Origin of the sequence: Paenibacillus sp. RU5M (assembly GCF_900221055.1) — a bacterium.
Lineage (GTDB): Bacteria > Bacillota > Bacilli > Paenibacillales > Paenibacillaceae > Paenibacillus > Paenibacillus marchantiae.
Window position 1 is genome coordinate 1 of sequence record NZ_OBQM01000002.1, and the last position, 23599, is coordinate 23599.

Here is a 23599-nt window from a genome sequence, read left to right on the forward strand (position 1 = left end):
CGAAGGCTCTTCATAAAATCCCTCAAGTACCTTCGCCCCAGCTGCCTTTGTTACCTTGACCGGAGTAGGCCGCTTGTTTACCACGGCCAGCCCTAGTTTGTCATATCGTTCATTACTAAAAGTTATGATTGCTTCAAATCCCATGCCTCTATTTCCTTGGAGTGTCATTGTGGCACCTCCTGTTTTTTACTGGCTTGCTGTTCAGCTGCAAAACGCATCATTTCTTCAAACTCTTCTTCCGATAGCTCCGGCTCGTCCGGATTAGGACTTGCTGAGACCACATCAATTTTGGGTTTTCCGTTTCGCCCTCTGCCTGCCGCAGGCGAATTCTCCTGTTTCCAAGGTTCATCAATCCCGTTAGCTTTCCAGTTTTTTAAGATACCGCCAACATACCTAACTGTACGTTTGCCTGAGAGAACAGCGGCTTTCATAGCTTCTGCGACCCACCGATTTCCGTAATCTCTTTCCAAACATGTTATTTGGTCTGATATCACTGAACTGAGTGTTCCAAACCCCTCAGATTCAAATAATCTAAAAAGATTAACATCATCAAGACCACGACCAGCATCTAAGATCTTTTCTGTTCTGTTCTCTTCGTTTCTCTTCTCTTCTGTTCTCTTCAGTTCAGTTCTGTTCTCTTCAGTTCTCTTCAGTTCTAGGGGAATATTTCGGAACTGCTCAGAACTTCCGGGAACTTCCGGGAACCTCGCGGAGTAATGGTCAGGTGGATCAGGGAATTTAGAGCGTGTTCGCTTGTGTAAACCAGACTGGTGGGCCTCGAAATTCTCGATCTGCACCACTTTTTGCCCTTCGCTCTCGTACCATTTGATCAACCCTGCCGCCTGTAGATGCTCAAGTGACTCGTTGACATCGGCTTTGGTCTTGTCCAACATCGGAACAACCAACGCAAGTACCTTCGCAGGTGTCCCGGCAAGACGACCGAAGTCGTCTGTATGTGGGATCATCCATGTGAAAAGCAGCATATCGAAAATATCTGGCAACTCATTCACTTTTTCGCTTATGGAAATTACTTTAGAGATCATTCGCTTCTCAGCCATCGAAAACACTTCCGTCCGTTTCCTTGGAGTTCCGGGAAATTCCCGGAAGTTCCAAAGCGTGATTGATTATTGCGGCGAGCAATCGTCGCATTCGTATCCCTTCAGTTGTGCCATCAAACATCTTGTGACACTCAAGGCAAAGGTGGGCCAAATCGTATACTTTAGTTTTGTGATCAATATGAGTGCGCCCGGTGAGGTGAGCGCGTTGCACTGCCCGTTTATCATTGCAGGATTCGCATAAACCTTGTGAACGCTCTTTCAATAACACATCCACTGGATGGCTTATGTCTCCCTTTTGCCGCTGTGTCGGCTTTACCCGCTTACTCTTTACCTGTTGTGATTTAGGGTATGGCCTGAAATCTGTCATTACACTGCGCCTCCCTTAGCCCAACTTGATTTGCCGCTGAGTATTTGGTAAAATTACATTAATTGAATTAAAGAAGTGTTCGGAAAGTCGGTTGCGTTCGCGAGACGCAGCCGCTTTTTTGTGTCCAGCCAATTCTTCATAGTGCGCTTGGCATCCTTGCGAACAAAACATAGACCCTTTATCCTCCACTCGATCCTCGTTGTAAGCCGATACCGCAACCTCACAGTTCAAGCAGTGCCCTACAATGTGTTTGCCAGTTACGTACTCCCGGTCGTCCCGAGCGTTATCAACCTTTTTTAGAAGTTTTTGGAGTCGAAGACTTTTCAACCGATAGTCAGCTTGTTTGTGGACATCCTCCGTATCCATCAGGTTGATATAGGTCTGTTTCAACTGTGCGCGCAATGCCCGGCGAAGACGTTCTTTCTTTGCTTTATTCATGCTTGTCCCTCTTTCTGGCGTAATCCCGCCTCTAATTCTTCAATTTGTCCATCAAACCAACTTGCAGCAGAAGGATCTGCCAGCCGCATCCGTAGCAACTTGTCCAATCGACGTTTCATATCAATGCGTTCTTGCAAGCGAGCTGCTGTCATAAGCGCCCCACCTTGTCTGCCAGTTCAGTGAAAACATCATCAAGCACCTGAAGGTACTGGAATTTGTTTTCATTCAGCCAATCTACGCTCATAATGGCATGTGCCTGCATGCCGTACACTTGGAGGTAATCCTCGTCAGAGTTGATAAAGTTGTCTATCAGCGTTTCGCGGTAATGTTGAAGTTGCTGGAGAGGTACCTCCCCAGGGAATACCCAATCTTGATTTTCTTTGATATAGAGCTTGTCACCCTGTTCGATTGCTTCATGATCCATTATTCTCCGAGCTGCATTTGGAGTTATTTCTCCAGTCTCGACCGATTTTTTTAACATGTCGTGTATGTTCATCCTGTTCACTCTCCTTAAAATGCCATCTGGCGATTGCTTTCTTCAATTTCGCGTTGTAGCTGACCCGGGAGCTTCCAAGATTCAATGTGTTCCAAGGCTCTGTCAAAGCTCTTTTTGAGTGTGTTGTGATAGGAGTTAATGTTGAAGTAGCCTTTGTAATCCCTCCATAGAGCCTTGTAGACCTTGCTCCGCAAGCCTTTGTTTCTATAAGCTTCCGTGTCCCTTCCGCCAAGGAGATCGGTTACAACCTTATGTGCTGCTGTTTGAAGGGATAACAACTGACTGTGGTCAATAGTTGTATTGTTCTCGATGCGATGAAGGCGCTGATCAAACTCTTGCGTTCGTTGGTCGAGAACGAAGATTGCTTGCAATTCAGAACTAAGCGCTGGCATGTTGTAACTTCCTGATTTCCTGATAGATGGAATGACTTCATGTGTGATCCATCTTTTGAATTGTTTCGCATCTGGCTTGCGACTCCCGAGAATAAGAGAATACAAACCGAATTCGTTCACTACGTTAGCTTCGCCGTGTAATCCCCCTAAGTTGAACTTAGCCACCTCGTCGTTATCCAGTCTCTGTAAAACGACTGTGGGATTGGATAAATCAAGGACTTCGCACACGTCTTTTGCAACCCACCATGGTTGTCCATCTTTCTCGATCACTCGTACTGCTGAACTGTTGAAGTTGAATATTTGAATTTGTTTGTCCAATTTGTTCACCGCCTTATGCTGAATAGTTTTTTCTGCCACGTGCTTTTGCTTGTTCCCACCAAGTGACGAATTCATTTTTATCTGCATATAGCGATCTACCAATCCGAAAAACGGGTATTCCGCCGTTCTCGGGATTGGTATTCATCAAGTCATACACAGTTCTTAGCTTTATGTTAGTGAATGCGTGGATGTCGTTGGCTGTTAAACTGTTAGGAAGCGTTGCTAATGAATTCATATATCTTCACCCTTTCATGAGTATTCCGAACTTCTTATCCGAAAAAATTCGGATTTTTTACCGAAAAAAATACGGCCTTGCGGCTGCCCATAAACCTCCTTTACCTTTATCATAAATTCCCTTGATACTTTTGTAGAATCCTGCTCATATCTCCACAGGGTATCCTTATGAATGCCGAGAAGCTTTGCTGCATCAATAAGATTTAACCCACAGTTGACCCTGGCAGCTTCCAATGTCAACATCGACATGACTTCTGTCATGGTCTCTTGATCAACTATATTGACCACCCCCTGCCTTGTTGCTGTGTTGACATTCCAAATAATATCCGATTTTTTTCGGATAGTCAACCGATTTTTTTCGGATTTTTCCTTTTCTTTTCGGTTTTGTTCGGATATAATTGGGCATATATTGTAGACGAAGATTATTTTTAAGGAGTGGAGCAGTTGGAGCGCGGAAAACACACGGAGTTTGAATTGAAAATAAGATCTGCTATAGCAGATAATTTAAAAAGACTAATTAAAGAGAACAAACTTTCTCAAAGAAAGCTAAGTGAAATAACCGGCATACCCACAAGTACACTTTCTGACTATGTTAACGCTCGGTCTCTTGCTTTGCCAGGTAATGTTCAAAAACTTGCCTTAGCTCTTGGTGTACCAAAGCATAAAATTGATCCTAGCTATGGCGAGTCAATAGATGTTCCGATTGAATCGGCAAGCAAAATACCGTTGGTTGGAACGATATGTGCAGGTGATGGATTGCTCGCGGATAACAACATTGAGGAATACATCTACTATCCTTTTCCTAATAAAAGACAACCCGATTTCGCTTTAAGAGTTAAGGGCAAATCTATGATCGGCGCAGGAATCAATGATGGAGATATTGTGTATATGAAGAAAGCTCATTGGGCTGAAAATAATGGGCAAATAGTTGCCGCTCTTTTGAATAATTCAGATGAGGGCGTATTGAAAAGAATGAAATGGTCAGAAGGAGATCCGTTTATATCTTTGATTCCCGAAAATGAACAATTCGAACCTATAGTTGCACTACCGAACGAAATTAAAATCTGTGGAGTCTATATGGGTCATTTCAATATTTACAATCAAGATTGATTTTGGAGGTGTGAAAATGGCATACATAAGACTTAGGGGTTGCAAGTGCAATCCCAAGCCTACAGTTAAATCGAAATGCAAGTGTGGAGCTAAGTACTCATTTACTGTGGATGTGGGTATCGACCCAGCTACTGGCAAAAGAAAGCAAAAGACTGTAAGTGGATTTTCTACAAAGAAAGAGGCGGAGAATGCAGCGAGAGTTTTAGAATATGAACATTCACAAGGAGTCTATGTACACGAAAAGAATATTAACTTCAAAGAATTTTCTTCTGAATGGCTAAAGATGTATTCAACAGCGGGAAAAGTAAAAGACAGCACCATTGATGTCCGAAAGATGTGTATCAACAGATTGATGAGTTACTTCGCTTATATACCTTTACGTGATATCACAAGAAAGAATTATCAAGACATGCTTTTTGATTTACACGATCGCGGTTATTCAAGAGAAACAATAAATTCCTCGCAAGGTACCGGAAAATTAATATTCAATAAAGCCGTTGAATTAGGGATAATTAAAAACAATCCTACACAATATTCGATCGTGCCTGTAAAACGAGAAACAGTTGAGGAACTGGAAAACGGAGATAAATTGCCTGCTTTTCTTGAGAAAGAACAACTTAGAGCCTATCTTAAAACATTAAAGCCGAAGATAACATGCCAAGAGTATGCTCAACTTTTTTTGTTAGCCTACACCGGAATGAGGATCGGAGAACTTTGTGTTTTAAAATGGTCTGATGTTGATTTTGACGAAGGTTTGATTAGCATAACCAAAACATTGTATAGTGTAAAAAATAATACTAGAAAGTTCAAGTTACAAACACCAAAAACAAAAGGATCGCAACGAGTAATCACCGTCACTCAGAATGTACTTAAGGTGCTCAAGGAAATTCGTAACGACCAAAAAGAATTCAAAATGCTCAGAATGAAAGAATACGTGGAGCATGATTTTATTTTTGTAAATCGTTTAAAACATCCGGGATACCCCGAAATGCAAAAAACTTTAGAAGAAAAGATGCCTCGATTTTCAAAACTTAGTGGTTTGCAAACGAAACTCACCCCACACACATTTAGACACACACACGTTTCACTTTTGGCTGAAGCGGGCGTTAGTCTTGAAGCTATCATGGAAAGATTAGGTCACCAGGATGATAAAATCACTCGAATGATTTATATGCATATCACCAAATCTACAAAACGGGAAGCTGCCAGAAAGTTTGATGAACTTATGGATGAATTTTGAACTGAGTGGTCAGTATGTGGTCACAGACGATAAACACGTCCTGAAAACCCCATTAAAACAGCACATTCAACACTCTCTGGTAAGACAACTTTATTCTTACCGCTGACCACGGTGTGATTAATACAAATTCCAGTCTGGTCATATACAGCAAAGGCTCCATTTGAAGGCAACTTGACTGTCATGACTTTTCCTTTCGCAGTCGCTGGTACCGAAAACCATTTGGCATATCCATCTGCTTGAATGGTTGTTGCGGATTGTTTACCCGAATAGATTGGTTTCACCAGTTCCTCACTGGCGTATACATACCCTAAGGCTGTAAGATACTCTCCTTCGTTCTTTTTAGAGAAATGAATGTCCATCGTATCACGTCCGGCTGTACCAGGAATTTGCAATAGATTGGCTGCTTCGTTTGCTCCAATAATCTTATGATTAGACATATACCCTGGGTTCTCTTTACTCAAATGAATAGGCAGGATCGATGAAGCATTCAGATAGACCATTGATGTGTATTTCTCATTCACTAGATAATATTTTTTACCATCGCGCTTTGCCCATGCGGCGTTAATCTCTTTGGATAATTTATTGGCTTCAAGCTTCTCCGCATTATATTCTGAGAAAGCCAGCTGTCCGAGTCCTGGAACAGATATATAAGATCGTGACCACAAGTAGGTTTTCCCATTTTTCTCCACAACGAATTTCAACTTGTCTGTACCTTCGTTGTTAACAAAAGTACCATCTGCTGTATATGTGTATTCTTGAACCGGATTACTCGGAGCTGTAAGTGAAGATACAGTCATTTGTCCAGTCTTATTGATGTTGATCTTCGTAACTGAATTATTGCCACCATATATACCTGCAAACTTGGATATTCCCTTAGGCATATCGGCCTTCACGGGTACGCCAAATGATTTTTCCGGCTTCCGTTCTGTAATAACGCCCTTTTCCTCAAGTGCGCTGAGTAATAATTCATTCGCAATGAATTGATTGGTCAAGCTCGCCCCGCCTGAAGAGATAACGGCTGCAGCCATGTTGTGTTCTGGGAGTACCGTTAATGAAGACTGATAAGATAACGTATCCCCTCCTTTCATAACGGCCTTAATGCCGTATTCATTGAATGGGAACAAGTTCACACTATCCCACCCTAACCCGTAAGACATCAGCGTATCGCTATCCTCTGGCCACATTCCTTTTTTATATTCTTCTTGCCCCATTTCTTCTACAGACTTGCTGGAAAGAATTCCATTGACTTCTCCCGTGAAGATTCTAGAAAATTTGACCAAATCTTCAGCGGTGGAATACAGACCTCCAGTACCGATGATATTATAATTCTCTTTTGGAAGTTGTCCCTCATAAAAAGGGGAATAGATTCCCGCCATTTCTGCCGGATTAACTACATCCTGTGGTGTCTTGGTATGGTTCATGTCCAAAGGCTCTGTGAAATACTTGTGTATAAATGCGGTATAACCGATGCCGCTAACTCTTTCGACCAGAATCTCGGCTAACGTAAAGCCATCGTTGCTGTAGACTGAGTATGCGCCGGGATCTGCTTTCAGGTTTTGATTCGCCAATTGCTTCAAAAACGTATCATGTGAATACGTGTCATTATCTCCGTACAATGTGGCATTGCTGGTTGAGGTGCCCAGAAGACCGGCTGAATGATTCAACAGCATACGGGGTGTGATCTGTTTGTATCGGTTATCTTTCATTTTAAAGTCAGGCATATAGTTCATAACAGGCACATCCAAATCGATCTTGCCTTCGTCAACCAGCTTCATTACAGCGGCGGTAAGCATCATTTTACTGGTTGAACCAATGCCATAGATCGTGTTCGAAGTAAGAGGTACCTTGTCGTTTATATCGTTCTTGCCCGTTTGACCGGAGACCACAATCTCTCCATCATCGATGAGCGCATATTGCAGACTCGTCGTACCATACGTCTCAGTCAGTAATTTGGCTTTTTCCATCACGGTTTTCTTCGTTGCCTCATACGTAAGGTTGCTGTTGTTCATGGCAGCCGGTGTGGCCATTGCAGATAATGGGGCTAACATGGTTAACGCTAGCGTTAAAGCTGCAATTGAAGTTCGTTTTTTGACTGTTCTCTTGAGCACTTTCATTTTCTCTTGTTGTATCATTTGCATCTTCTCCTGTCAGTATCTCTTTATTAAAGTATCATAGCTTTGGTACTAAAATAAGCTTAACCAATAGAAATGTACTCTTCGTGACGTCTATATGAACCGAGTATGAATAGGCAAAATAATTTGAGTACATGATGATTCACGATCCTTGATCCTTCCTTTTTACGTCATAAAAATATCCCCTTTAAGTAGACACTTAAAGGGGATAAAGACTTTGTCTATTTCAATGAAATTTCAAATGTGGAACCGACCTCACCTGCAAATACAATACGGCCGTTTTTGGGTAAGACAACCTCATTCTTACCGCTGACCTCGGTGTGATTAATACAAATACCCGTCTGGTCATATACGGCAAAGGCTCCATTTGCAGGCATCTTAACCGTCATAACTTTTCCTTTCACAGATGCTGGTACCGAAAACCATTTTGCATATCCATCTGCTTGAATGGTTGTAGCGGATTGTTTACCGGAATAGAGTGGTTGTACAATTTCCTCACTGGCGAATACGCTACCTACAGCTGTAATGTACTCCACTCCGTTCTTTTTGGAGAAATAAATTTCCTTTGTATCACGTCCAGCCATGCCAGGGATTTGCAGCTCAGTGACTGCTTCGTTTGCTCCAATAATCTTATTATTAGACATATACCCTGGTGTCTCTTTATTCGAATGAATAGGAATGATTGGTGACGAATGGAGATAAACCGTTGATGTATATTTCTGATTCACCACGTAATATCTTTTACCTTCACGCTTTTCCCACGAGGCGGTAACATCCTGGGATAATTCATTGGCTTCCAGCTTCTCCGCTGTATATTCTGAGAAAGCCAACTGCCCAAGTCCTGGCAAGGAAATATAAGATCGAGACCACAGATAAGTACTTCCATTCTTCTCCGTAACGAATTTCAACTTTTCTGTGCCTTTATCGTTAACAAAAGTACCATCAGCTGTATATGTGTATTTTTGAGCCGAATCACTCGGAGCTGCGAGTGTGGATACAGTCATTTGTCCAGCATGATTCATTTCGATCTTCTTAACCGAATTATTGGCGCCATACATACCTGCATACGTGGATATTTCTTTAGGTATATCTGCCTTTACTGGCACCCCAAATGATTTTTCTGGCTTCCGTTCTGTAATAATACCCTTGTCCTCAAGTGCGCTGAGTAATAATTCACTCGCAATAAACTGATCTTTTGCACTTGTCCCACCTGATGAGGTAACGGCTGCAGCTAAATTGTATTCCGGCAGTACGATTAATGATGAGTGATACGATATGGTATCTCCACCTTTCGTAACGGCCTTGATGCCGTATTCACTGAATGGGTACAAGTTCACACTATCCCAACCTAACCCGTACGAAATAGATGAATCGCTGTCCTCTGGCCACATGCCTCTTTTGTATTCTTCTTGCGCCATGGCTTCTACCGACTTACTGGAAAGAATACCTTCGACCTCTCCCGTGAAGATTTGTGAAAATTTCACAAGATCTTCAGCGGTAGAATAAATACCTCCAGTAGCGATGATATTATAATTCTCTTGTGGAAGCTGGCCTTCATATAAAGGAGAATAGATTCCCGCCATTTCTGCTGGCCCAACCACATCCTGTGGTGTTTTGGTATGATTCATGTCCAGAGGCTCTGTAATATACTTGTGTATAAAAGCAGTAAAGCCCATGCCACTAACTCTTTCGACTAGAATTTCCGCTAATGTAAAACCATCGTTACAATATACGGAGTACTCTCCTGGATCGGCTTTTAGAGTCTGTATCGCCAATTGATCCAGAAAAGTGTCATGTGAATACGTGTCATTATCCCCGTACAGTGTGGCATTGCTGCCGGAGCTGCCCAGCAGACCGGAGGAATGATTCAACAGCATGCGTGGTGTGATTTGTTTGTAGCGCTTATCTTTCATTTTAAAGTCAGGGATATAGTCCACAACAGGCTTATCCAAATCAATCTTACCTTCGTCAACCAGCTTCATTACAGCCGCTGTAAGCACCATTTTACTGGTTGAACCAATGCCATAGATCGTGTTCGAAGTAAGAGGCACCTTGTTATTGATATCGTTTTTGCCCGTTTGACCGGACACCACAATCTCTCCAGCATCGATTAATGCATATTGCACACTGGTCGTACCGTACGTCTCAGTAAGGATCTTCGCTTTCTCCGCTACTATTTTCCTGGTTGGTTCATACGTCAGATCGCTGTTGTTACTCGTAGCTGGTGCGGCCATGACTGACATTGGAGCTAACATCATTAACACCAGAGTTAAGGCGGTGATTGAAGTTCGTTTTCCCGTTTGTCGTCCCATTCACATCATCTCCTGAGTTTAAATTAGAGTTCTTTCGGATCTATAAATTTCACCTCTGGATACAAGTCGCTCGGCCCCTGAATTAGAGTTCCGCCCGATCCTTTCAATTGCTTATTAAAGAAATCAAGTACATATTGATTTACGATGTTTGACCCTCTTTTACCATTGATGTCTCCTGTAATTCCGGACAGTTTAATCAGCTCCGAATAGAATTGAAGATCCGTGAAATTGAAGTGCTGGGTTCCTTCTATATAAATCACATTCCCCCCCTGATTGATAACCGTTTTCATAATGTGCAGCTCATCTGAAAGAAACTTAGTTACTTCGTCATCCGAATTTCTATCACTTTCAAAATTGGCTAACCAGTCTTCAAAATTTCCCGATCTGATAAACATAAACGGCTTGTTTATATCATCTCTATCTTCTACTTCATTCAGTGACCCATCCATATTAACCCCGGCCTTGATTCGTTGATCTAAATACGTTGCATTAAACGCCGTTGCTCCCCCAAAAGAATGTCCCATCGCGCCTATGTTATTTAAATCGATCTTCCCTTTAAATTGACTTTCAATTACACCTGAATTTAGCTTTTCGATTTGATCGATAACAAACTCAACGTCTTTTGTCCATATATCCCCAACTTCACTGCGGTCATCTATGGTTGTCATTTTTGTTGTATAGCCCGTTACACGGCCATCCGGAAAAAGGGTAGCAAAGGTGCTGTACGTATGATCGATTGTGACCACGATAAAACCATGACTGGCCAGATTCTCGGCCTGTGATGCTTGTAGAACTCTACTGGTTCCCATACCATGAGATAGCAGTACCACGGGATAAGGACTTGTGGAAGGTAATATTTCTACATTTTCATAAGAGTTGGTTTGACTATACTTCAAGTAGTCGAGCAAAAATTCGGGCAGTTTTAAAGAAGCAGAGAAGCTCTTAATATACGTTTTGAACATTTCTTTATCATTTGGAAACAGCGTGTCACGCTTGTTGTTATTCATGTTCTCAGTAGGATACCAGAATTGGACCATTAACTCCCTCTTGTCGCTTTGATCTTCAGTTAAGACTTCAGCTCTATTCTGGTCTGTAAAATGAAATGTTTGAGTACCCACTTTCTCTGGACCATCCGGCTTCGGCAAATTAAAAACAGGTAGGTATACAGACAAGGCAGTAGAAACAACCAGCAGAATGACGATTAGGGAAGATAAACTATATTTCAAGAACTTCCCTATTTTTAGATTCACCATCTTTTCGGAATGTCTGAATAAAACGATGAGTATGAACAGAGCCGTCATGATATATACCAAAAGCAGCTGCCATCTGTATCCCTCAACAAACAATTGGACTAATAATATAACGCTACTTCCTATACCCAAACCCAATCCTATTTTCTTTGCACTTCTTTTAATAAACAATAGATCTACGAGTAAAGCGAAACAGGATAAAACTAAAAGTATTTCAAATAATCTCATTTGAATTCCTCTCTTTCATCACGGACATCGGCCGAATTGGATATACTATGGAAAAACCGCCCCACAGGACGGTTTTTTCATATTCATTTATACACATCTGTAAAATCTCGAGTAGACTTATACAGGATATTTACTTTGCTTCGTTCATGAATGCTCTAAAGTCCTCAGCTATTTCTTTAAATAACGTATGGTGTAAATAATGTTCGCCATCCATTGTGATTACTTTTCCGTGTACCGAATCTTTGATCTGACCTTCATGCAAAGGTATCCAACCTTTTACACCTTCATTATTCGCTTGAATAAAGAGAAGAAGTGGAAGGTCTTTGGGGAAGGTTAAACCTTGAGCATCTTTAAAATTGGAAGCAATATGGTCCATCTCATTTAACATCGTGGAACTATTCGAGTTTTTATTCGACAGCATTTTCATCTGCTCTACGGTGTGCTCATCAAATGCGAGTCCAGCATAAGGGTCACCACCAAATTTGACTACTAATCTTTGGAGACCTGATTTTTTAAGGAATCCGAACATTTTTGTAGGTAATTTGGCATCCATACCCGGTTGTGTTGAAACACTGCTGTCGATTCCGACAAATGCAGTCACCTCGTTTGGATATTTGTTCACATACTCAATGCCGTAAATGCCTGCAATGGAGTGGCCCATGAGGATATACTGGTTAATGTTAAGCTGTTGTAAAGCTTCATGAACTTCAGTTACGATATTTTCTGCGGTTCGTTCTTTTTCAGTTCCATCACTTAATCCATAACCGAAAGGTTCAACCGCCACAACTTTGTAATATGGAGATAGCTCATCGATGAGCAGCTTAAAATCAAGCGCTGGCGCAGCTGTTCCATAACCTGGCAGAAGCACGATCGTTTCCTTGCCTTCGCCTTGAATTAACACATTCATATTTTTCCCGTCTACAGATACGTGCTGGCCGTAAGTCTCTATCTTTTTCGCCTCTGAATTGGTACTGATCACATTCGTGATATAAACAATACCTAGAAACAGAACAATGACGATTACGATTGCTCCTAGTACTTTAAGTATATTGTTTCTTACCTTTTTGGCCCTCGAGCCATTCTTCGCTTTCTTTTCCTCTGGTTGTGTCACTCTCATCTTCTCCTGTCTTGAACTGTTTGTTCGGCTTTCTTCTGTGCTACTGATGTAATCTTAACCAATGAAAATGTACTCCTCGTGACGTCAATATGAACTGAATATGAACAACTAAATAAATTAATATTTACTGGGACGTCATAAATGCTCTGAATTTTTCAGCAATTTCTTTGGCATGGGAACGATACAAATAATGATTTGCCTCTAGCAGTACCACTTCACCATGTACAGAATCCTTTATTAACTTCTCGTGCTCAGGGATCCACCTGTCTGTTGCCGGATGATTCTTTTGAATAAAGAAAAGAACAGGGAGATTCACAGGGAACGCCCCACTGTTTCTTCTCTGTTTCATGTGTCACACTCATCTGCTCCTGTTCTCATCTGTTTAATGGCCGTAACAAGCCGTTAAATCAAGCCTAACCAACCAAGATGTCCTCATCATGACGACAATATGAACGAAGTATGAACTAACAAAAAAAGGCCACGTTTCACATGCAAAGAAGCTTGCATGTGAAACGTGGCCTGAACATATGGTTTAGACAATCGGGTGAATATTCTACATATCCACCCCTTATCCCTGTAAGCCTAACTATTCTAGGGGTGGAGTGATTGGCAACGTGACAATAAAGGTTGTTCCCTGACCAGGTTCACTTTCTACTCGAATATCCCCTTGATGAAGCGACACAATCTGTTTAACAATAGCAAGCCCCATACCACTGCCGTCATACTTGCGACTGTGAGAACGATCCGACTTGAAAAATCGTTCGAATATACGCTTCTGGTCTTCAAGAGGGATACCGATACCTGTGTCGGAGATTCGAATAGTCACGTTCTTGATATCCTGCTTGGTGCTAACGTGAATTACGCCGCCATCCTTGGAAAATTTGATACCGTTGCTGAGAATATTCGTCCATACCTGGTTCAACTGATCGTGATCAGCCAAGACTTTAACGCCTTGGAGATCAAGCTCAAAGTGAATGTTGCGAGCAGACCATTGTGGCTGGAGAGTTACAATAACCCGCCTGATCTGTTCATCCAGGCTGAGTGTGCTAAGTCGCGGTTGCTGTGACTGTGATTCAAGCATACTCAACTTGAGCAGATTATCACTCATTTTGGACATCCGCTTCGCCTCGGCGATAATAATCTCAAGATATCGGCTTCGTTCTTGCTCTGAGAGGTTTACTTGTTTCAGTGCTTGAGCATAACCGGATATCGAAGTCAGCGGAGATTGAACCTCGTGCGACACATTCGTTACAAATTCCCTGCGCATCTGTTCCAACTGCTGCAAATCATGCATCATTTCTTCGAAGCTGCGCGCCAGTGTGCCCAGTTCTCCGGTTTGCTTGATATTCAGCTTGACGTTGAAATCTCCAGCAGCGATCCGCTTCGTTGCTTTTGTCAGTTTTTTAATCGGTCTAACCAAGAATATGGAAGCAATCAGAATGATAATACTTCCTGCAACCAATGAACAGGTTGCAAAGATCGAAGCCCATTTGACGACAAACGAGGAAGAAGGTGGAGCGAGCGTCTCCAAAAACATTGCTTTCGTTCCCACTTCCGTTTTCACCGGCAACCCTAAAAGAACTGTAGCAATACCGTTCGGATTGTCCTGGACTACGCCTCCATCTAACACTTTCTTTAGTTGCTCTTTCGTCACCGCGGCCGATTTATGTCCGTTAAGCTTTCCATACGACTGGAACTGACCCGTTGCATCGTAAATTCGAATATGATATGAATTCAGTAGCTTCATTTCACTAACAAACGATTCTGCTTCACTTAATGGAAGGGTCTTGTAAATCTGCACGACATCTTGGCCGAAGTTACGTATGTTAATTTGAGCATTTTCATTCAATTGATCTTCGAATATCATCGTGGACATGAAAAAAGAAATGACCGTGCCGGCGATGACGGAGACCAGAAATGTCAGGACCACACGAATATATAACGATCTAATCATTCGTAAACCTCAAGCCGGTACCCCAGGCCTCGCACCGTTTCGATCCGAAAATCGGGTGTTGATGCGAACCGTTCACGCAGGCGTTTAATATGTACGTCTATCGTTCGATCATCACCGGCGTAATCAATACCCCAGATTTGATCGATCAATTGCTCACGTGTATAGACTTGTCCGGGTGTTCCAGCGAGTTTATAGAGCAATTCGAACTCCTTCAGCGGCAATGTAAGCGACTCTGTTCCGCTCGTCACCTTGTAGGTTTGTCGATCCAGGATGACGTTGCCGAAATGGATCGTCTGTGTGGAGCCGATTTTGTATCGTTTGAGTAATGCTCGGACGCGAGCCGTGAGCTCCAACGGATCAAACGGTTTCGTTAGATAATCATCGGTCCCCAGTTCGAATCCTTTCACCTTTTCCCAGGTCTCACCTCTCGCCGTCAGCATGAGCAGCGGAAGATCAGGATTGGCTCTTCGCAGCTCCTTACATAACGTCCAGCCATCCATGACAGGCATCATGATATCAAGCACAACAAGATCGACATGTGTTGAGCCGTAAACGGTCAGTGCCTCCTTGCCATCCGCAGCTTCAGCCGTTTCAAATCCGTCATTTCTCAAAAATAAACAGACGAGTTCACGAATATTCGGATCATCGTCAGCAACCAGTATTGTAGGCATTTGTTTCCTCTTTTCCTGTTTCCATGTCATGTAGTCGTAATCATTATACTATTATTGAATTTGTAAAAAGCAAGTAAGAAGTTTAATCTCGCCATTCCCTCAGAATGTTCTGCATCCCCGACTTCGTATGAAGAAACTGTTTCACACGAGAGCCATTGGCACCAGATGGATGAGGAAATCCCCATAAAATCTTCTCTTCATCTACCCGATGTTCATCAAGCAATTGATGTAGTACAGCCTCCACCGACTTTCCTAATGGAATAATAAGAGGATGCTTTAACTGTTCCAATTCAGGCAGAAATGACTCAAGTACAGCTTGATACAAAAATTCACTTTGAGGAATGGAAGGCTGATGTCCATTGTAATTTTGCTTATTCACCAAGACTGGATATCGAATCAGAGAAGTTGTATGTAACAATGTACAGTTTGCTTCAAATAACCTTTGTACATGGGGCACTCTTATATATTCATGCAAGCCTATTTCCTGGAGCATTAAAATCAAATTGGTACGCATAGAGCCGGCCATTCTTGCCGCTATTTTGGCTTCTTTACAGGCTTGCTCATATGATTTGTGTGCTTTCAAAGCTTGGATAGCCGTTCTATAAGCAATCTCCATTTGCTGCCAACCTGGTGTGATGCCCACAAGCATGACTTTTGCGGCTGCATTGATATATTCATTATGTGGGGAATAGAACATCTCCACCTCTCCTGAAGAGCTTAATTTCAGCTCATTAATCAGCAGCTGTGCTTTGGAGTACTTGGGTTGTATCGGGAATGATTTCATCACGTCAATCAGACGCTGTTGTTGAGTGGGAGATATCAGCAGAATTGCTCACTCCTTACGGCATTTATGTATTAGCACCCTGCAAATTATCGCTTATATACCTTATTTTGTACAATAACAGCCGAATTAATTGAAATAAAAAGGGTAATTGACGGACAACATCCATCGATTGCCCTTTTTATTATTATAAATGGACAGGTAGCTGTACAATAAATGTCGCACCTGCTCCTGGTTCACTGAACACGGAGACAGTACCCTCATGCATCTCCACAATTTTATGCACGATGGAGAGGCCCAGTCCACTGCCACCCAAGGCACGTGTGCGGGATTGATCCGCTTTGTAAAACCGTTCGAATATGCGAAGCTGATCCTGCTTGGTGATGCCGGGTCCACTGTCAGAAATACGTACACTGACCTTGCCATCACTTTGTGTAAGGAAAACATCAATTTTTCCGCCTTCTGGCGTGAACTTGATTGCATTATGAATAAGGTTAATCCACAACTGAATCATCAAGTCCTCATCAGCAAAGATTTCAACTTCTTCCAGCTCTACGTTCATATCAATTTTTTTGTCATCCCATTGGGGTTCGCAGGCCAGAATCAGAGTCACCAGCTGCCGATCCAAGCGGTAAGATGTTTTATGTGATGCATGCTCGGATGAATCCAGAACGGCGAGCTTCATTAAATTATCACTCAGTCTGGACAAACGAACACATTCCGTCTCAATGATCGTCAGATACTTTTCCCGTTTTTCCTGATCCATATCTTTATTTTTCAGCGCCCTGGCGAAACCGCTGATTGACGTGAGCGGCGATCCGATCTCATGTGATACATTGGAGATGAATTCCTGACGCAAATCTTCCATCGCTTTGAGATTTGCCGCCATGTCATTGATGCTTTCAACCAACTGCACAAACGGATGGGGATTTCTCTGTCTCCCGTTTCTATTGGCAAATTCCGCATCCAGATTCACACGAAAATCCCCCCGGGAAATGCTTTTCAAAGCCTGAATCATCTCATTAAAAAATTCATATTGCCTGCCTTTAACCAGCGGACCGATCATTGTAATGCATAATCCAAAAAAAATGAACCCCAGCATGGCATTAATCAGAAAAGCAAGCAATTCATGCGGTTCCCATGGGACAAAGGAATACACATATCTCGTAAGGTAGAAAGCTGCTGTCCAGCAGGCAAACAGGGCCAGAGATACCAGAATGACGTTTCTGGAAACATGAAGAAATCCACCCTCCTGCTTCATTGCCTTACCTCTAGGCGATAGCCCAAACCCCGCATAGTACGAATGACGAAAGCATGCTCTTCCTCCGGAAACCGTTCACGAAGTCGCTTGATATGCACATCAATCGTTCTCTCGTCCCCTTCGTAATCATACCCCCAGATCTTTTCGATTAACTGATCACGGGTAAAGGTTTTGCCAGGGTAACTCGCAAGGGTGAATAGCAGTTCAAATTCCTTGCGTGGCAACACAATATCCTGATCACCTTTCTTGCACTCAAACGTATCACCCCGCAGGACCAGTTCACCAAGCAGGATCACTTGTGAAGTCATAATCCGATATCGTTTCAATAAAGCCTTCACCCGAGCAACCAGCACCAGCGGATCAAAAGGCTTCACCAGATAATCATCCGTCCCCAGGGTAAATCCTTTGATGATCTGCGAGGTTTCCCCTTTGGCCGTTAACATCAGGAGCGGCAGATCCGTCTGCTGCCGCAACTGGCGGCATAGTTCCCATCCGTCCATGCCTGGCATCATAATATCGAGAACGACCAGATCTACCTTATGGTCAGCGAGTAATCGCAGTGCATCCAAACCGTCAACAGCCTCGATTACGTGCAAACCCTCCTGCTGTAAAAAATGTCCTACCAGCTCTCGGATATGCGGGTCGTCATCAACGACCAATACGCTTGTCAAAGTGACCACCTCCATTTTTTCAACCTTGCCTTATACTCCACATTCTGTCAAGAAAAAGACCTTATACCATGAAGGCATAACATCTCTTTCCTGACACGCTACACTTGTTTAACAATATTTGATGATTTCCAATTACGTTCTGCGCATATATGCTCGCACTGTCAATGGTGCAAAAATGGCTACAATAACCGCTGCTCCGGCAAGGCTGGTCACCAGATCTGTGCCCATTGTCCCTTGATTCGCCAATTCGCGTACAGCTGAAACCAAATGGGATATCGGATTGACATTAACTACCCACTGAAGCCAATTCGGCATCGTATCTACCGGAACGAAAGCGTTTGAAGCAAAGGTGAGCGGAAACAATACGAGCATGGAAATCCCTTGTACACTGGACGCTGTACGTGCAATAACACCAAGAAAAGCAAAAATCCAACTGATGGCCCAAGCGCAAATAATAACTAGCAATCCTGCCAAGGCAACATGACCCAATCCACCTGCAGGGCTATATCCCAATAAATATCCAATCGTAAAGGTAAGGAACGTTGCAATGGTATAGCGTATCGTGTCTGCCAGCAATGCTCCGGCCAGTGGCGCAATACGTGCTATAGGCAATGATTTGAATCGGTCGAATACCCCTTTATCCATATCCTCACGCAATTGCACACCAGTAACGACGGAGCTTGTAATTACCGTCTGCACAAGTATACCCGGAATAATGACCAACAAATAAGCTTGAATATTTCCCGAGATCGCACCACCAAAAATGTACGTAAACATCAATGTGAAAATGATCGGCTGTAGGGTAACATCGAATAATTGCTCTGGTGTTCGTCTAACCTTCAATATCCCGCGATAAGCCATCGTTAAGGAATTCCGGACAGTTTGCCCAAAGCTTGTGTATTTTCTCAGCTTACGGCTTGGATTTTGTTTCGCTATTGTACTGTTCATACTTGCAACTCCTCCACTGCTTTTGATTCTTGAGACGTATGAGACGCATTGCCACTCGCATCTTGGCCCGTAATGGTGAGAAATACTTCATCAAGTGTAGGTTTCTGGACACTCATCTCTGCCAGATCAATGCCTGCGGAACGAAAGGCAATCAGTAGATCTGCTGCAATATTCGCATTTGCCATCGGTGCAGTAATCTTCCCCGCTTCCGCTGATACGCTGGATTCTGTTCGAAGGATCTGCTCTACAATCTGACGGGCGTGTTCAATCCGTGTCGGTTCCTGGATGCGCAGTTGAAGTGATGCAGTGCCAACGGAGGCTTTCAAATCATCCACCGTACCTTCGGCCACAACATGGCCCTGATCAATTACGGCAACACGGTCGGCCAGTTGATCCGCTTCATCAAGATATTGTGTTGTAAGAAGCACCGTTGAACCGGTCTTGACCAACTGGCGAATCGTATTCCACATCTGTGCACGTGTCCGTGGGTCAAGTCCAGTTGTCGGTTCGTCCAAAAAGATCAGCGGCGGCTGAGCAATAAGGCTTGCTGCGAGATCGAGACGGCGGCGCATGCCTCCGGAGAACCCTTTGATTGGACGTTTCGCCGCCTCCGTCAAGCCGAACTCTTCAAGCAGCTCAGCGGTCTTGCGTTTCGATTCTGCGCGGCCTAAACCCAGCAGCCGTGAAAATATCATCAAATTTTCGTTGGCACTCAGTGACTCGTCAACCGATGCGTATTGTCCTGTAAGTCCAATTAGCTGGCGTACGATATGTGACTCCTTCACCACATCATGTCCAAATATTTTGGCTGATCCTCCATCGGGCCGAAGCAGCGTGCCCAGCATCCGAATGGTTGTTGTTTTCCCTGCTCCATTCGGGCCCAGTACGCCATAGATCGTACCTGCCTTCACCTTCAGATTCACACCATCCACTGCACGTTTATCTCCAAAAATTTTCACAAGCCCCTCTGCCTCAATGGCCCAATCTCCAAGTTCATTACCTGTTGTTCTTTGCTGTATGTTTGTCAATTGTGGTTCCTCCCATATCGTTTATAGGGGAAGAATATCGTACTTTTATGAACTGAATATGAATGGAATCGGAAAGTTTTCAATTTCAAATCACAAAACCCCGCCAAGGTCCAAATGGACACCGGCAGGGTTCGGATGGGATTATAACACTCTAATTTGCAGGTTTGATATCAAAGAAGTCCAGTTCTCCATATCCTTCACCTTTGGAGAAACGAATTTTGTTCACACCAGCCTTTAGCTGAACTCTCGCTGTGGACAGTCCCCAGTTCTCCCATCCCTTGTTCGTAATGTAGAAAGGACTGGCTGTGCCTCCATTCACACTCAGCAGCAGGTTGGACCAGTTGCTGCCTGCTGTGCCATTCGCTGTCCTCGCCAGGAGAATATATGTGCCCGCAGTTGCTGCATTGACGTTAAATTCTACATAGCTATCCACCGTATCGATATGACCAGCTTTCATGCCACCTGAACCAGAAGGACTCTGGGAAGCATAAGCGATCCCACCAAAGGTTCCCTCTTCTCCTTCATATCGAACGATTGACTTTTCTCCCGAAGGTAGAGCAATAGGTACGTTGGGATTCACCGGTGTACCCAAATTCGGGGTATTGTCGGCATTCCAGGTGAACTTCTGTAAGCGGATCTCACGATTCCATCCGGAATTATTGAATTTCGCTGTGTGGTACATGATCCAGTCCTCAGTCCCGTCAGGCGATTTCGTAAAAGAATGATGACCCGGACCATACAAGCCGTTCCCCGATTTGAAGATAGGCTGACTGTGCTTGCTCCAGGATGCCGGATTCAGCAAGTTGCTTGAGGCGTTAGCGGTAATAAGCCCCAGACAATAGTCGTTGGTCCAACTACCACTTGCCGAGTAGACTAGACTGATAACTCCGTTTCGAACGATCACCTGCGGTCCCTCATTTACATTCGGGGAATGATTGGTTTCCCAGGCGTAGGTTGGTCGCGCAATTTCCACGCGATTTGAATCGATCGTCCAGGGATTACTCATATGGGCAATGTACAGATTCTGCCTTACATTCGTATCTGCTTCCCAGCCCGACCAGATGAAGTAGAGCTGTCCGTTTACCTGTAATACCGTCCCGTCGATAGCCCACTTGTTGGTGGGATCCGTAATCTGCCCTTTGTATTGCCAGGTTCCCTGTGTCGGGTCAGCTGACGTGTTTTCCATGACATACATGCGGTGATTGACGTTGTCTCCATCATCCTTCGCATAATAGATGTACCATGCACCGTTGATGTAATGAAGCTCTGGAGCCCAGATGCCACAGCAGCCGGTATTCACCACAGTGGTTGGAGCCGCATCAATGATTGTTAATTGAGCTGACTTCCAGATGGTAACGTTACCACCTGTTGTTTTGGTGAAATAATAGAATCCGTCAGTGTGTTTGTAGACCCATGGATCAGCTCCATCCTGCATTACGACATTATAGAAATTATTCTGAACGGTCGCTGCATGCGTCGTCTGTCCCATCGGGAAAATAAGAAATACACATAAGGCCAGCAACAATTTGTTCCTGTAATTCATTATTTTCATCTACAGTCACGCTCCCTATAGGATTATGAATCATGCGCGTACCTGACCTGCAACGTTCAATCTTCGATGGCAGCCTTGCGGGAATTAATGCGACGAATCGTTTCCGGGTCGAATTTGGGACGGCGGTCATACGTGTACAGTCCATTCACTTCCTGTTCCACATCATATAGCTGGGTATAACAAAACCCGAACATCTTCGGATGGTCCAGCAGGACATTGGTTAGTCCCTCATAACGTGCAATGAAAGCTTCTTCGGATTGTGGTCTGTCCCCGTAACCCCAAGCTTTCTCATCTTGCTGATCCGGATTCCACCAGATACCGCCATACTCACTGATAAAATATGGCTGCCCTTCATACGTCTGCCGCTCTGGAAAGGTATTAAATACTTCCCCACCGCTTTTCATCGGTTCATATCTGGCCCGGAACGTATCCGGGTTCTGATCATAGTCATGCAAATCGAAGATGTCCGTCACCACATGAAAGTTACCGCTGGTATCAATGACAGGACGTGTCGGGTCCATACGTTTAGTCATCTCATAGACAATGCGCAGCACGTCGTTATCCTGCCGGGTTCCATCGCGATCCCACGTTTCGTTGAACGGACACCAGCCGATAAGCGAGGGATGATTTAAGTCACGTTCCATACCTTCCATCCATTCCGGTAGGAACCGGGCAAGGCTTTCGGTCGTTGTAATATCCTGTCCCCAGTTGGCATGTTCTCCCCATACCAGGTAACCAAGCTGGTCAGCCCAATATAGGAAACGTGGCTCAAACATCTTTTCGTGCAATCTCGCTCCATTAAAGCCAAGCTCCATGGAGATCTCGATGTCCTTGCGCAGATCTTCGTCGCTAGGTGCCGTGTAGATGCCATCCGGGTAAAAGCCCTGATCTAGTACAAGCCGCTGAAAAACGGACTTCTCATTGATACGAAATGCCATGCCATCCAGCCTTACCGTCCGCAGTCCGAAATACGAGTCTACCGTATCGATGGTCTGATCCTGCCCATGCAGCTTCAACTCCAGATCATACAATTTGGCATTCCCCAGCTCCCATAAATGGATTTCGGATAATGGGACGGTAAGCTTCACAGCAGGTCCATGAACAACCGCCATTGCCGATCCAACATTCTTGCCGTCAAAGTGGGCAGTTGCAGCCAGCTCTCCTCCAGCAGCGTTACCGCATATTTTCACTTCAAGGTGCACACATGCATTATCCGGATCAGCTGCGACTTTCATGTCGGAGAGATACATCTCTGGCACTTGCTCCAGCCACACCGTTTGCCAAATGCCAGTAGTCCGCGTGTAATCGCAGCCATGTGAGTGGAATCGTTCGCTCTGTTTTCCTCGCGGCTGAAGTCCAGAACGCACATCGTCTTCCGCATAGACCGTGACTACATTCGTTCCCGACGAAACATGGGATGTGATATCAAAATGAAATGGCGAATAGCCTCCCCGATGTTTGCCAACCACTTTTCCATTGACCCAGATCTCGGCTTCGTAATCAACAGCGCCAAAATGAAGCAAAATGCGCCCATTCATCCAGGCATCCGGGATAGAGAATTCCCGTTTGTACCATACTGCTGTCATAAAATCGGTATAGGCCACCCCGGACAGTTTACTCTCTGGACAGAACGGAACAGTGATTGTCCCAGAGAGATGATGTTCGGACTGTTCATAACCTCGTTCTTTTCCACTTTTGCCATGATCCATTTCGAACTGCCAAGTTCCGTTCAGATTGATCCAATGGTTACGCACCCACTGAGGGCGAGGGTATTCCGGACGTGGTGTTAATGTCATCTTGTCTTTATTCATACGAAAATCACTCCTATTAGCCTTTGATTGAACCGTTATATACTCCTTTTACAAAGTACTTTTGCAGGAAAGGGTATACCATCAGTATTGGAACGGTGGACACAACAATGGGGCAATATTTGTTCTGTATTTGAATCAAAGTATAATTACACAATAATTAGATGTCAACGTTTTCAATTTATTTTCTTGTAATAAAATTTGTCTGGTATTATTGCTTAGATTTCCTTCAA

24 protein-coding genes and 1 pseudogene are annotated in these 23599 nt (G+C 43.8%); 2 read left to right on the plus strand and 23 right to left on the minus strand.

What is annotated here, in order from left to right; genetic code table 11:
• The 8 genes from CRO25_RS05840 to CRO25_RS05875 all read right to left on the minus strand — a co-directional run.
• Positions 1 to 168: Holliday junction resolvase RecU (locus CRO25_RS05840; RefSeq protein WP_179132096.1), on the minus strand; the 168-nt coding region annotated here is incomplete at its 3' end.
• Entirely contained in the window at positions 165 to 1058 is an 894-nt protein-coding gene (locus CRO25_RS05845; RefSeq protein WP_079694310.1) for a DnaD domain-containing protein, read from the minus strand. The genes CRO25_RS05840 and CRO25_RS05845, both read right to left, overlap by 4 nt.
• 382 nt (positions 1059 to 1440) lie before the next feature.
• Entirely contained in the window at positions 1441 to 1863 is a 423-nt protein-coding gene (locus CRO25_RS05855; protein ID WP_079694312.1) for a hypothetical protein, read from the minus strand.
• On the minus strand, positions 1860 to 2015 hold the full coding sequence (locus tag CRO25_RS33235) for a hypothetical protein (RefSeq protein ID WP_179132097.1): 156 nt from the start codon (positions 2013 to 2015) through the stop codon (positions 1860 to 1862). The genes CRO25_RS05855 and CRO25_RS33235 overlap by 4 nt, the downstream gene beginning before the upstream one ends.
• Positions 2012 to 2359, minus strand: coding sequence for a hypothetical protein (locus CRO25_RS05860; RefSeq protein WP_079694313.1), 348 nt, complete (start codon positions 2357 to 2359; stop codon positions 2012 to 2014). Before CRO25_RS05860 ends, CRO25_RS33235 begins: the two co-directional genes overlap by 4 nt.
• A gap of 14 nt (positions 2360 to 2373) precedes the next feature.
• On the minus strand, positions 2374 to 3108 hold the full coding sequence (locus CRO25_RS05865) for an ORF6C domain-containing protein (RefSeq protein WP_256863586.1): 735 nt from the start codon (positions 3106 to 3108) through the stop codon (positions 2374 to 2376).
• Positions 3083 to 3304, minus strand: a complete 222-nt coding sequence (locus tag CRO25_RS05870; protein ID WP_079694315.1) for a helix-turn-helix domain-containing protein — start codon at positions 3302 to 3304, stop codon at positions 3083 to 3085. The genes CRO25_RS05865 and CRO25_RS05870 overlap by 26 nt, the downstream gene beginning before the upstream one ends.
• Before the next feature lie 14 nt (positions 3305 to 3318).
• On the minus strand, positions 3319 to 3564 hold the full coding sequence (locus CRO25_RS05875) for a helix-turn-helix domain-containing protein (protein WP_257018534.1): 246 nt from the start codon (positions 3562 to 3564) through the stop codon (positions 3319 to 3321).
• 183 nt (positions 3565 to 3747) lie between these two features.
• Here CRO25_RS05875 and CRO25_RS05880 point away from each other — a divergent pair, with 183 nt between their 5' ends.
• Entirely contained in the window at positions 3748 to 4413 is a 666-nt protein-coding gene (locus CRO25_RS05880; RefSeq protein WP_256863588.1) for a LexA family transcriptional regulator, read from the plus strand.
• Between the two features lie 16 nt (positions 4414 to 4429).
• Positions 4430 to 5653: a site-specific integrase gene (locus tag CRO25_RS05885; protein WP_079694317.1), complete on the plus strand. Its 1224-nt coding sequence runs from the start codon at positions 4430 to 4432 to the stop codon at positions 5651 to 5653.
• A gap of 20 nt (positions 5654 to 5673) precedes the next feature.
• On the opposite strand, the gene CRO25_RS05890 is transcribed toward CRO25_RS05885, so the two are convergent.
• The 15 genes and pseudogenes from CRO25_RS05890 to CRO25_RS33810 all read right to left on the minus strand — a co-directional run.
• On the minus strand, positions 5674 to 7785 hold the full coding sequence (locus CRO25_RS05890; RefSeq protein ID WP_079694318.1) for a serine hydrolase: 2112 nt from the start codon (positions 7783 to 7785) through the stop codon (positions 5674 to 5676).
• Positions 7786 to 8006: 221 nt separating this feature from the next.
• Positions 8007 to 10097, minus strand: coding sequence for a serine hydrolase (locus tag CRO25_RS05895; RefSeq protein ID WP_079694319.1), 2091 nt, complete (start codon positions 10095 to 10097; stop codon positions 8007 to 8009).
• Between the two features lie 23 nt (positions 10098 to 10120).
• The gene (locus CRO25_RS05900; RefSeq protein ID WP_079694320.1) at positions 10121 to 11575 is read right to left on the minus strand and encodes an alpha/beta fold hydrolase; all 1455 of its coding nucleotides are present in this window, start codon (positions 11573 to 11575) and stop codon (positions 10121 to 10123) included.
• Positions 11576 to 11705: 130 nt separating this feature from the next.
• Complete coding sequence (locus CRO25_RS05905) at positions 11706 to 12686, minus strand: alpha/beta fold hydrolase (protein ID WP_063565171.1); 981 nt, start codon at positions 12684 to 12686, stop codon at positions 11706 to 11708.
• Between the two features lie 130 nt (positions 12687 to 12816).
• The gene (locus CRO25_RS05910) at positions 12817 to 13041 is read right to left on the minus strand and encodes a hypothetical protein (protein WP_306291797.1); all 225 of its coding nucleotides are present in this window, start codon (positions 13039 to 13041) and stop codon (positions 12817 to 12819) included.
• Positions 13042 to 13278: 237 nt separating this feature from the next.
• Positions 13279 to 14646 (minus strand): HAMP domain-containing sensor histidine kinase, encoded by a 1368-nt coding sequence (locus tag CRO25_RS05915; RefSeq protein ID WP_079694321.1) that lies wholly within the window; start codon positions 14644 to 14646, stop codon positions 13279 to 13281.
• A complete protein-coding gene (locus CRO25_RS05920) occupies positions 14643 to 15317 on the minus strand; it encodes a response regulator transcription factor (RefSeq protein WP_063565174.1) in 675 nt (224 codons plus the stop codon). The genes CRO25_RS05915 and CRO25_RS05920 overlap by 4 nt, the downstream gene beginning before the upstream one ends.
• An 82-nt stretch (positions 15318 to 15399) precedes the next feature.
• On the minus strand, positions 15400 to 16014 hold the full coding sequence (locus CRO25_RS05925; RefSeq protein ID WP_079694322.1) for a hypothetical protein: 615 nt from the start codon (positions 16012 to 16014) through the stop codon (positions 15400 to 15402).
• A 271-nt stretch (positions 16015 to 16285) separates the two neighbouring features.
• Positions 16286 to 17359, minus strand: coding sequence for a cell wall metabolism sensor histidine kinase WalK (locus CRO25_RS05930; RefSeq protein WP_079694323.1), 1074 nt, complete (start codon positions 17357 to 17359; stop codon positions 16286 to 16288).
• Positions 17356 to 18030: a response regulator transcription factor gene (locus tag CRO25_RS05935; protein WP_090806109.1), complete on the minus strand. Its 675-nt coding sequence runs from the start codon at positions 18028 to 18030 to the stop codon at positions 17356 to 17358. Before CRO25_RS05935 ends, CRO25_RS05930 begins: the two co-directional genes overlap by 4 nt.
• A 132-nt stretch (positions 18031 to 18162) precedes the next feature.
• Positions 18163 to 18978 (minus strand): ABC transporter permease, encoded by an 816-nt coding sequence (locus CRO25_RS05940; protein WP_063565177.1) that lies wholly within the window; start codon positions 18976 to 18978, stop codon positions 18163 to 18165.
• A complete protein-coding gene (locus CRO25_RS05945; protein WP_079694897.1) occupies positions 18975 to 19997 on the minus strand; it encodes an ATP-binding cassette domain-containing protein in 1023 nt (340 codons plus the stop codon). The genes CRO25_RS05940 and CRO25_RS05945 overlap by 4 nt, the downstream gene beginning before the upstream one ends.
• Positions 19998 to 20157: 160 nt before the next feature.
• Complete coding sequence (locus tag CRO25_RS05950; protein ID WP_079694324.1) at positions 20158 to 21558, minus strand: family 43 glycosylhydrolase; 1401 nt, start codon at positions 21556 to 21558, stop codon at positions 20158 to 20160.
• Positions 21559 to 21614: 56 nt separating this feature from the next.
• On the minus strand, positions 21615 to 23369 hold the full coding sequence (locus CRO25_RS05955) for a glycoside hydrolase family 2 protein (RefSeq protein WP_306291798.1): 1755 nt from the start codon (positions 23367 to 23369) through the stop codon (positions 21615 to 21617).
• Between the two features lie 16 nt (positions 23370 to 23385).
• Positions 23386 to 23490: pseudogene (locus CRO25_RS33810) on the minus strand (carbohydrate ABC transporter permease); the annotation flags it as partial.
• Positions 23491 to 23599 lie beyond the last annotated feature (109 nt).

Bases quoted from the DNA above. Each gene is read 5' to 3' on its own strand.
- CRO25_RS05910 (WP_306291797.1), bottom strand. From the start codon at position 13,041: ATGAAACAGAGAAGAAACAGTGGGGCGTTCCCTGTGAATCTCCCTGTT.
- CRO25_RS05920 (WP_063565174.1), bottom strand. From the start codon at position 15,317: ATGCCTACAATACTGGTTGCTGACGATGATCCGAATATTCGTGAACTC.
- CRO25_RS05895 (WP_079694319.1), bottom strand. From the start codon at position 10,097: ATGGGACGACAAACGGGAAAACGAACTTCAATCACCGCCTTAACTCTG.
- CRO25_RS05925 (WP_079694322.1), bottom strand. From the start codon at position 16,014: ATGTTCTATTCCCCACATAATGAATATATCAATGCAGCCGCAAAAGTC.
- CRO25_RS05915 (WP_079694321.1), bottom strand. From the start codon at position 14,646: ATGATTAGATCGTTATATATTCGTGTGGTCCTGACATTTCTGGTCTCC.
- CRO25_RS05900 (WP_079694320.1), bottom strand. From the start codon at position 11,575: ATGAGATTATTTGAAATACTTTTAGTTTTATCCTGTTTCGCTTTACTC.
- CRO25_RS05855 (WP_079694312.1), bottom strand. From the start codon at position 1,863: ATGAATAAAGCAAAGAAAGAACGTCTTCGCCGGGCATTGCGCGCACAG.
- CRO25_RS05845 (WP_079694310.1), bottom strand. From the start codon at position 1,058: ATGGCTGAGAAGCGAATGATCTCTAAAGTAATTTCCATAAGCGAAAAA.
- CRO25_RS05890 (WP_079694318.1), bottom strand. From the start codon at position 7,785: ATGATACAACAAGAGAAAATGAAAGTGCTCAAGAGAACAGTCAAAAAA.
- CRO25_RS05870 (WP_079694315.1), bottom strand. From the start codon at position 3,304: ATGAATTCATTAGCAACGCTTCCTAACAGTTTAACAGCCAACGACATC.
- CRO25_RS05940 (WP_063565177.1), bottom strand. From the start codon at position 18,978: ATGAACAGTACAATAGCGAAACAAAATCCAAGCCGTAAGCTGAGAAAA.
- CRO25_RS05875 (WP_257018534.1), bottom strand. From the start codon at position 3,564: ATGACAGAAGTCATGTCGATGTTGACATTGGAAGCTGCCAGGGTCAAC.
- CRO25_RS05860 (WP_079694313.1), bottom strand. From the start codon at position 2,359: ATGAACATACACGACATGTTAAAAAAATCGGTCGAGACTGGAGAAATA.
- CRO25_RS05950 (WP_079694324.1), bottom strand. From the start codon at position 21,558: ATGAAAATAATGAATTACAGGAACAAATTGTTGCTGGCCTTATGTGTA.
- CRO25_RS05955 (WP_306291798.1), bottom strand. From the start codon at position 23,369: ATGAATAAAGACAAGATGACATTAACACCACGTCCGGAATACCCTCGC.
- CRO25_RS33235 (WP_179132097.1), bottom strand. From the start codon at position 2,015: ATGACAGCAGCTCGCTTGCAAGAACGCATTGATATGAAACGTCGATTG.
- CRO25_RS05930 (WP_079694323.1), bottom strand. From the start codon at position 17,359: ATGAAGCAGGAGGGTGGATTTCTTCATGTTTCCAGAAACGTCATTCTG.
- CRO25_RS05885 (WP_079694317.1), top strand. From the start codon at position 4,430: ATGGCATACATAAGACTTAGGGGTTGCAAGTGCAATCCCAAGCCTACA.